The sequence below is a fragment of the Cupriavidus sp. 05N40 genome, from assembly GCF_056397305.1.
In genome coordinates this window covers 1-6,402 of record NZ_JBFTND010000301.1, presented here as the reverse complement: position 1 = coordinate 6,402, position 6,402 = coordinate 1, and the positions used below count along the sequence as shown (strand labels likewise).

Annotated in this window: 7 protein-coding genes; 3 read left to right on the top strand and 4 right to left on the bottom strand. The window is 61.5% G+C overall.

Annotated features, from left to right (window positions below; genetic code table 11):
- Positions 1 to 463: alpha-hydroxy acid oxidase (locus tag AC1DO7_RS38440; RefSeq protein WP_477117360.1), on the top strand; the 463-nt coding region annotated here is incomplete at its 5' end.
- Between the two features lie 163 nt (positions 464 to 626).
- On the opposite strand, the gene argE is transcribed toward AC1DO7_RS38440, so the two are convergent.
- From argE to AC1DO7_RS38420, 4 genes are all read right to left on the bottom strand, one after another.
- Positions 627 to 1,802 carry an acetylornithine deacetylase gene (argE, locus tag AC1DO7_RS38435; protein WP_477117359.1) on the bottom strand — a complete coding sequence of 392 codons (1,176 nt, stop codon included), beginning with the start codon at positions 1,800 to 1,802 and terminating at the stop codon, positions 627 to 629.
- An 83-nt stretch (positions 1,803 to 1,885) separates the two neighbouring features.
- Positions 1,886 to 2,845 carry a LysR family transcriptional regulator gene (locus tag AC1DO7_RS38430; protein ID WP_441620917.1) on the bottom strand — a complete coding sequence of 320 codons (960 nt, stop codon included), beginning with the start codon at positions 2,843 to 2,845 and terminating at the stop codon, positions 1,886 to 1,888.
- A 110-nt stretch (positions 2,846 to 2,955) separates the two neighbouring features.
- On the bottom strand, positions 2,956 to 3,627 hold the full coding sequence (locus AC1DO7_RS38425; RefSeq protein ID WP_441620919.1) for a DUF1028 domain-containing protein: 672 nt from the start codon (positions 3,625 to 3,627) through the stop codon (positions 2,956 to 2,958).
- Between the two features lie 6 nt (positions 3,628 to 3,633).
- Positions 3,634 to 4,047, bottom strand: a complete 414-nt coding sequence (locus AC1DO7_RS38420; RefSeq protein ID WP_441620921.1) for a RidA family protein — start codon at positions 4,045 to 4,047, stop codon at positions 3,634 to 3,636.
- A 519-nt stretch (positions 4,048 to 4,566) separates the two neighbouring features.
- Here AC1DO7_RS38420 and AC1DO7_RS38415 point away from each other — a divergent pair.
- Positions 4,567 to 5,592, top strand: coding sequence for an ABC transporter substrate-binding protein (locus tag AC1DO7_RS38415; RefSeq protein WP_441620923.1), 1,026 nt, complete (start codon positions 4,567 to 4,569; stop codon positions 5,590 to 5,592).
- A 93-nt stretch (positions 5,593 to 5,685) separates the two neighbouring features.
- Positions 5,686 to 6,402, top strand: a 717-nt coding sequence (locus AC1DO7_RS38410) for an ABC transporter permease (RefSeq protein ID WP_477117358.1), incomplete at its 3' end; no start/stop codon positions are given.

The following is a 6,402-nucleotide window of genomic DNA, read 5'->3' as shown; positions in this document are numbered from 1 at the left end:
GGCGCAGTTCGATCCGCGTCTGTCCTGGCAGGATGTCGAATGGATCAAGAAGCGGTGGGATGGGAAGCTGATCGTCAAGGGCATCCAGGACCCCGAGGATGCGCGACTGGCGGTGGAAAGCGGCGCCGATGCCATCATCGTGTCGAACCATGGCGGGCGCCAGCTGGACGGCGCCGCGTCATCGATCTCCACATTACCGCGCATCGTGGAAGCCGTCGGGGATCGGGTGGAAGTCCATATGGATGGCGGCATCCGCTCGGGCCAGGATGTGCTCAAGGCCGTCGCGCTCGGGGCGCGTGGCACGTATATCGGTCGCGCCATGATGTATGGCCTGGGCGCCCTCGGCGAGCAAGGCGTGAGCACGGCCTTGAACATCATTCAGAACGAGCTCGATCTCTCCATGGCGTTTTGCGGCAAGACGGATATCCAGTCGGTCGACCGCAGCATCCTGCTGACGAAGTAAGAGACGCTTTCAAAAAGACTCTGGCGTTCGGCTTTGCGTCATTGGGGTGGCCTTGCGGTACTACATGTACTGTCTGCTGCCGCGTGCCTAGCCAGAACCGCTTCGCTTTATTTTGATAGCGTCTCCGAGGCGTCTGGGCCGAAGCTGGCCTGGACGCCAGGACTCATTGACAGAGAAACTCGACGAGGCCGGCCAGCATGCGGTCGCAGGCTTCGATCTGCGCCAGCTCCACATACTCGTCGGCCTTGTGTGCGACTTCAATGCTCCCGGGCCCGCAGATCAGCACTGGCGTTTCGTTCCAGCTCCGCTGGAACAATCCACCCTCGCTGCCATAGTCCACCTTGGCGCATGGGGTGCCCGGAGGGAGCAGCGAGGCGAGCAGGCCGACAGCGGGCGAATCCTCGCGGGTGTTCAGGCTGGGATAGCTGTTCGTCATCTGGATGTCTGGCAAGGGCGCCGCAGGATCCAGCGCCTCATTCTTGACGCGCTCGGCCAGGCGTTCCAGGACGCGCTTCAGGATCAGATCGGGTCTATCTTCCGAGACGTTGCGAATCTCGAAGCTGACTTCGCATTCGCTGGGCACGATGTTCAGGGCGCGGCCGCCGTGGATGACGCCGGCGTGGACCGTGCTGTAGGGCACGCCGTAGCCCTCGTCGCGCGGGCCGCTTTCCGCCAGCTCACGCTGCACGTCCCGCAGGGATGCGACGAGGTCGCTGGCCATGTGGATGGCGTTGAAGAACCTGGGCGCCAGGCCTGRGTGGCCGGCCTGGCCGCAGCAGACTGCCCGGTAGGCAGCCTTGCCCTTGTGACCGGTGCCGATCCGCATCAGGGTCGGCTCGCCGACAATGCACAGGTAGGGTGCGGGGAGGCTGTTCTCCAGGCGGCGCAGCAGGTGGCGCACGCCAACGCAGCCGATTTCCTCATCGAAGGACAGCGCTAGCTGCAAGGGGCGCCGGAGCGGCTGCCGAGCGGCTGCCACCATGGCGGTGACGGCGCAGGCCACGAAGCCTTTCATGTCGGCTGTGCCGCGTCCGTAGATGCGGCCATCCCGGTGCGTTGCCTCAAAAGGGGGCGAAGTCCAGGGCTGGCCGTCCACCGGCACCACATCGGTATGGCCGGAGAGCAGGACGCCCGGAATGCCCACCGGACCGACCGTCGCAAACAGATTGGATCGGCTGGGGTCTTGCGGGTCGGGCGCGAGCATCGATTCGATGCCGGCTTCCGCCAGGATGTCCTGGACCTTGTGGATGAGCGCGATGTTTGGCGTCAGGGAAACCGATGCGAAAGAAATGAGCGTCTCCAGGAGCGAGACGCTTGCGGAAGAGGTGTGATTTTCCATCTCTGGCGTTTTTGATGGGGTATTGCCGAATGCGGCATGACCGATGAAGATGGCGCTTCTGGACGCCGACTCAGGACGCCGATTCAGGGCGCTGCTATATGGGGATCGAAGAAACTTGGAGCGCTCATTCCGGGAATGTATTGGTCGGAGATATAAGCGCGGCAGCGTTCCATGAAGACTCTCGTCAACCTTGACTGTTTCATCGGCTTGTAGGTCGCCAGGCCGAGCAGCATGGGCCGATGGGTACCGGCAAGGCGAACCCGCACCATGCGTTTTCCATCGAGCGACTGATTGGATTTGGGGCGCACATTGAAGAGCGCATAGCCAATTCCGTTGGCGACCAAGGCCCGGACTGCTTCCGTAGACTGCGAACGCGCAGCGATGTTCGGCGTCACGCCGGCCTCTTCAAACAGGGAGGCGAAATAGTCCCGGCTCATCGGTATATCGAGCAGGACGTAGGGTTCGGGCGCCAGCTCTTCGAAGGAGACGACTTTCTGCTGCGCCAGCGGATGGACCTCACTCACCAGGACATAGGGCGGCATGGTCGCCAGGCTCTCGAACTGGATGTCATCGCCAAGGTGCAGGTCGTAAGTGATTGCCAGGTCGATCTCGAGCGCATGGAGCTTGTTCATCAAGACCTCCTGGTCGCCTTCGACCATCTGCAGCTCGATTTTCTTGAAGGCGCGCGAAAAACCGAAGATGACCTCGGGCGCAATCATGGGCGTGAGCGACTGAAAGCTTCCCACCCGCAAGGTGCCCTGGATGACGTCGCTCGAGTCGGAGGCGATTTCATAGAGTCGGGACGACCGTCCGAGCATATCTTCGCAGTGTTGCAGGACCAGCGTGCCGACGGGGGTCAGTCCAATGCCCTTGGAAGGATGGCGCACGAACAGCTGCGCGCCCAGTTCGGCCTCGATATGGGCGATGGCTGCGGAGATCGAGGGAGAAGAGATATGGATTTGCGTCGACGCAGCGGAAATGCTGCCATGCTTCGCCGTTGCGACGAAATACTCCATCTGGCGCAGGGAAATGCGATTGAGCATGTCGGGATCAAGAAAAGGTGAACGGTCCAGTGTACTGGAGAAAGTTTGCCCTTTCGAGCGCCGGCCGCCTGGCCGGCGCTGTCACGCTGTCATTCGATGCATCGGTCAGGTCAGAGGTTTCCAGGAACGCCGAAGCTGGGCGCCGCACGGGGATCGAGCGCCCGCTTGACATAGTCCTTCAGCTGCGGCGCGTAAACCTGCCAGACGGCATAGAGGGCCTCGACCGGATTGTTGTCCACCCAGTCCAGGCGCAGATCCACGACAGGCCAGTTTTGCGCATCGTACACCAGCAGGCCTGCCGAGTGCACCGGGCCTTCCTCGCCGCCGGCGGCCTGGCCGGCGAGCATGGCCTGCATCAGCCGTTCCGCCAGCGCGCCTTCGGTCTGCTCGAAGGCCGACAGCATGGCCTGGGGCACGTCACGCGTCGCCAGCATGTTGCCTGCGCATGCGGCATGGGTGCCGACCACGCTTGCCAGGGTGCCAAGCGCCTTGGCACCCGTGAAAACCCTCGGCGGGTTGTGCGCGTCGATGGCCATGAGCTGGCGGTACTCGATATGCGGGCGCTTCTGCAACTCGGCGAGAGCGCCTTCCGGCGTAAGGCCGCTGGCCATCAGGTCCAGGGCTAGGGGGCCCAGATCCGGGTCGGTAATGTTCTGGCTCGCGGCTGCGCCCACCCCTTTGCGGCCGCGGATGCAGCGCGAGGCAACTGCCGGTGACGAGGACGCCACGGCGGCGCCGAACTGGCCGGTGGCGGGGCACCGCGCGATGATGGAAAAGGTCATGGCAGCTCAGCCAGGGATGACAGCGGTGGCGTCGATCTCGACCAGCCACTCGGGGCGGGCCAGAGCCGATACGACGATGCCGGTCGAGACCGGAAAGACACCCTTCAGCCAGCGGCCCACGACACGATAGACCGCTTCGCGGTAGCGCGGGTCGATAATGTAGATCGTGATCTTGCAGATGTCCTCGAGCTCGCCGCCGGCTTCCTTGAGCAGCATCGCGATGTTGGCCATGGCCTGCTCCGCCTGTCCTGCGACGTCCCCGATGCACACGCTCTCCGAGGTGTCGAGGTTCTGGCCGATCTGCCCTCGCAGAAAAACGGTACTGCCTCGCGCGACCACGGCTTGGCAAAGGTCGTTGTCCAGATTCTGTTCAGGGTAGGTGACCTTCGTGTTGAAGGTGCGGATGCGGGTATGCTTCATAGTCGATTCAGGTCCATTCAGCAGGTGGCKGGAGGTTGGGGGCGATGCACCCGAGTGCATGGTCATGCGCAGCCGCTGGCGGCGCCATTTGTATTTTCCGGCTGGCCGTTTAGGAATTTCCGAATACCACCGAACCTCAGACGGCCGCTAACCTGTTCCAGACGGCGGAACAATCCACAACCCCATCGGGAAATGTGAGGCACCCCTACGAAAAAGCCGACTTGGCCGCATGGTACGACTTTCACATCATAGGCTCGGTAATTCGAAGTCATTGCGTCGAAGTCATTGCGTCAAGGTCGTTGCCTCAGCGCAATTGCGCCGGCGTCGTTGCATGGCCTTGCTGTACTACGTTTACTGTCCGCGGCCACGTGCTTGCAGGGTGCGCCTGCGCTGATCACGCATGCCTTACGCCTCCCTGGCCAGCAACGTTTCGCTGCATTGTGATTGCGTTTCTCGGTAGCACGTTTCAGCGTATTTCCAGTTCTATCAGATGTTTATCTTTTCGATTGGGGGAAGTAAATGACGATTCGCAAGATTTTGACCCTTTGCGCACTCGCCGCCACGCTTGGCAGTACGGCGGCATGGGCGCAGGAAGCCTTGGTGGTGAGCACATGGGGCGGCAGTTTCCGCGACCTCATCGATGAAAGCATCGGCAAGGAATTCACGCGGCAAACCGGGGTGCCGGTCAAGTACATCACAGGCGGCACCATCGACCGCCTGAACAAGGCAAAGCTTGCCTCCAAGCCCGAGAGCGACGTTACCTTCACGACTTCCCACGTCGGCTGGCTCTACGCCAACGGCAATCTCTTTGAAAAGCTGGATACGAGCAAGATTCCGAATTACACGCATATGGTCGATCGCGCCAAGATCAGCCCGTATCACATCGGCAGCTGGGCCTATGTCTATACCATCGGCTATCGCGCTGACCTGGTGCCGCCCAGCATCAAGTTCGAGAGCTGGAACGACCTGTGGAATCCGGCCCTGAAAGGCAAGATTGGCGTGCCTGACTTCGATCCGAGCCATGTGGTCGCGGTTTCGGCCATGCTGTCGGGAGGCGATGCGAAAAGCTGGGAAAAGGGCCAGGACAAGCTCAAGGCGCTCAAGCCCAACTTCAAGGCGTTCTATACCAATGACGCCAATGCGCAGCAGTTGATCGCCTCCGGCGAAACGCCCGTGCAGGTCATCCTGTCGATCAACGCCTATCACATGATCAGTCAGGGTGTGCCCATCAAGTTGGTCACGCCGAAGGAAGGCGCTGTGCTCGGCATCGATACCATGGCCATCACCAAGGGCTCGACCAAGGCCGATCTGGCTTACAAGTTCATGAACATCGCCTTGTCCCCGGACGTCCAGTCGAAGATCGTGGCCTTGAAGAAGGCGAGCCCCGTCATCGACGACGCCAAGGTTTCGCCTGAAGACGCCAAGCTGCCCGGCGTGTTCACGACGAAGGAACAGTGGGAAACGGCCATCGTCGTAGACCACAAACTTCGCGCCGAGAAGACTGCGGAATGGCGGAAGTGGTTCACTGAGAACGTCATGAACTGAACCCGATATTAAGGGTATGGAGGGAGGGGCGCCGCGGCCATGCACCGCACCGAGCCTCCCTCGCCGATTGAGCATCTGGAATAAGGCTTAAGAATGCGCTCCGATCCTCGAGCCTGGCTGGTCTCCCCAGCCGTACTTGTCGCGCTGTGCATCGCAATTTCGTTGATTGCGGTCCTGCAGTTCAGCTTCCGGGCGTATGTGCCCGGCTCCCTGGATGTCGGCGGATTCACGTTCGCCAACTTCAGCGGCTTGACCAAGTCGATTTATCTCGACGCGTTCTCCAACACCTTGCGGCTGAGCGTGGAGACGACCGTCTTTTCGCTGCTAGTTGCGTACCCGCTGGCCTATGCACTGGTGCGCGTCAGGAGCCGAGCGCTCAAGTCCTTCATCCTCGTGGTGTCCATCACGCCCCTGTTTCTGGGGGAAATCGTCCGGACCTACTCCTGGATCGCCGTCCTGGGCAGCAATGGCTTCATCAATGGCACGCTGCGAAAGCTCGGCTTGATCGACTGGCCACTGGAACTGATGTTCACACACCTGGGCGTGCTGGTCGCGCTGGTGCACGTGACGATTCCCGTCGTGGTCCTGATGCTTGCCACGGCGATTTCGCATATCGACCGGGACTACGAGAAAGCCGCCCAGAGCCTAGGTGCCGGCCCGGTCAGGACCTTCCTCACGGTCACGCTTCCGCTTTCAATGCCGGGCATTCTGGCTGGCATCACAACTGCGTTCGCCTGGACCTTCAGCGCCTTTGCGACGCCTCAGATGATTGGCGGAGGCCGCGTGCCGACGGTTTCGACGCTGGTGTAC